Genomic DNA, 2,251 nt, shown 5'->3' on the forward strand with positions numbered 1-2,251 from the left:
GGCGGATGCAGTTTTCGTGACCGAGATGCAGGTCAGAGGTAAAGAAGATCATGGGGTTTCACCCTCCTTCTTCATCCTGGGAACTGGGATTGGCTGCCATCGGCAGTATTTTGCAAGTTCATCCTGACGCTCCCGAGGCAGGTTCATAAAATCGACAATGCTCTCTCCCGGAAACCTGTCGTGGCAGTAGGCGGGAAAGACTCCCTCCGGCACGATGCCGATGGACTCCGCTCCGGTCAGGCGGGCCTTCAGTTCCTCTGTGTTTCGGATGCATACGGGAACGCCTGCCCGATAAAGCGCCAGGAAGAAACGGACCGCCTCAATCGTCCGGGTCTCCGCAAGACCGGCCACCACCAGATAGTAGCCATGCGCATCTTGGTGTACGATGCAATCGATGTGGGTGCTGTTGCCGCCCCGGCATACCTCCCAGGGGTGACCGGTGCGGGGACGCTCCTTCAGCCACCGTGCAAAAGCTTCGGGGGAATCTCCGTCCAGCTTGGACAGTCCCTCGTCCCGCCCATCGGCGTGGAGAGCGTACTGCTCTTTTTCCGATTTCTCCGTTCCAGTGTATCCCATGGCCCGATAGCCCAGGGCACAGAAGTGATAGAATTCGTTTGCGGTCACGGATGGGAGCCGCTTGTTATTTTCCAAAGGATACCCAACCGCCGAGGTGAGAAACTCCTCCACCTCCTGCTGGGAGAAGTCCTGGAAGAACTCCTCCTTCCACTGTGGGAATACCCTCCACAGATCCCGGCGCAGGATGGTTCCGGTTCGATGCCAGATGGGCAGCTCCCGCTCCACCAGTTCCTGATAAGAACCGGTTTCCACCATCTGAACGGTGTCCCGTACCGCACCCTCCAGCCAGGCGGTGAATGGGGCGATGTCATAGGGGAAGGCGCGCTCTTTGCGGCTGTCCACCTCCAGCACATGCCGATGCCCCAAGAATATTGCCCGATACCCGATCTTCTGATCCTCGCCGGCGGCAAAGTGGAACCACGCTGCCTCCTCCGGGAACTCGGAATGCCACCAGGTTTCAAACTCCTCAAAGCTCTCCACCTGGCCGTCCGCCCGCAGCTCCTCAAAGCTGCCGAAGTCTTCAATGGTACCTCGCTCCGCACGGAGCCACAGTTCCCAGCTTGTGTTCTCCGGGCCTGGCTCCAGCCGGTGGAGAAGGCGGAAGATCCGGTCGATGGCCGCATAGGATGTCTCGTCATAGGTGAAGGAGCAGTTGATGTTTCGGTATTCCACCCGACCCAGCCAGTTGATGTAGTGCTTGATCTCCGGCGCTTTCATGTTTCCACCTCCTCAGTATCCGTATCCCCATCCTCCGTTTCCTCAAACTGGAGCCGGAAGAGGGCAGTGTGCTCTCCCACAAGAGCGGGGTATTTGTAATAGACATGGCGGCAGAGGGTTTTGTACAGTTCAAGGAGCCTCGGATTATCTCCGAAGTCCACAAGCCCGTCCATGATTCGCTCGATCTCCCGCTCCTCGGTGATCCTGCCGTTCAACACCTGTTCTACCAAACGGCTGTATTGCTGATATGCGGCGTCCATTAGGCGGGAAATCTCCTGGACGATCTCACGGATTGCGGCAAAGCACGCCTCCTGCTCCTTGGCCTCCGGCCTTTCTTCCTCTGTCATAATGTGTCCCCTCCCGTCAAGAGCTGCGGCGCAGCCTCCACGCTGTGGAAGAGGAAGTGCATCCGGTCGATATGCTTGTCAATATGCCAGTGTCCACAGAACCAGTGGTCGTATTTGAGTTTCCGCTCGATCTCCTCCAGCCATTTCTCGGTAGAGTCGTCCACGGTACTCTGGTCGATCATCGGAAGAAAGGCCTCGCGAGGCTCATACGGATAGGGACAGGTGTGGGAGAGGACGGTATCTACCTGCCACCCGCAGGCGTCCAGCGTCTGGATAACCTTGTCCTTGATCTCCTGGGAAGGCTGCTCATCCGGCCACCAGCCGTAACCTCTGGCCAGCCGGTAGAATTTGTCCACGCTGTAAGCTCCGCCGATGACCAAATGTCGGAGACCTTCCAGATCAAAGATCTCACCATCCATAGCAAACAGCAGGCGGGGAAAGGCTTCCTCTACCCAGACTGTCCCGCCGTTCCACTGCTTCGTGCGATAGGAAGGGATGCTGGCCGGCCGGATCTCATGGTTGCCGTGGATGCAGAGCATCGTCGGCTTTACGGCGGCAAGAACTCTCTTCATCTCTGTGTCTCGCCGGTTTCGGTAGTAGTTCGCTCCTAC

The 2,251-nt window shown here is 57.9% G+C and carries 3 protein-coding genes; all 3 read right to left on the reverse strand.

Annotated features, from left to right (window positions below):
• Window positions 1-48: 48 nt before the first annotated feature.
• A complete protein-coding gene (locus B5F88_RS19185; protein WP_022288938.1) occupies window positions 49-1,293 on the reverse strand; it encodes a hypothetical protein in 1,245 nt (414 codons plus the stop codon).
• Complete coding sequence (locus B5F88_RS19190; RefSeq protein ID WP_087937020.1) at window positions 1,290-1,640, reverse strand: hypothetical protein; 351 nt, start codon at window positions 1,638-1,640, stop codon at window positions 1,290-1,292. The genes B5F88_RS19185 and B5F88_RS19190 overlap by 4 nt, the downstream gene beginning before the upstream one ends.
• On the reverse strand, window positions 1,637-2,251 hold a 615-nt coding region (locus tag B5F88_RS19195; protein ID WP_140402211.1), incomplete at its 5' end, for a metallophosphoesterase. The genes B5F88_RS19195 and B5F88_RS19190, both read right to left, overlap by 4 nt.

It is taken from the genome of Flavonifractor sp. An306 (genome assembly GCF_002159455.1).
GTDB lineage: Bacteria > Bacillota > Clostridia > Oscillospirales > Oscillospiraceae > Flavonifractor.

What these genes read in the sequence shown, in the direction of transcription:
- B5F88_RS19185 (WP_022288938.1), bottom strand. Translation starts at nt 1,293, where the DNA reads ATGAAAGCGCCGGAGATCAAGCACTACATCAACTGGCTGGGTCGGGTG.
- B5F88_RS19190 (WP_087937020.1), bottom strand. Translation starts at nt 1,640, where the DNA reads ATGACAGAGGAAGAAAGGCCGGAGGCCAAGGAGCAGGAGGCGTGCTTT.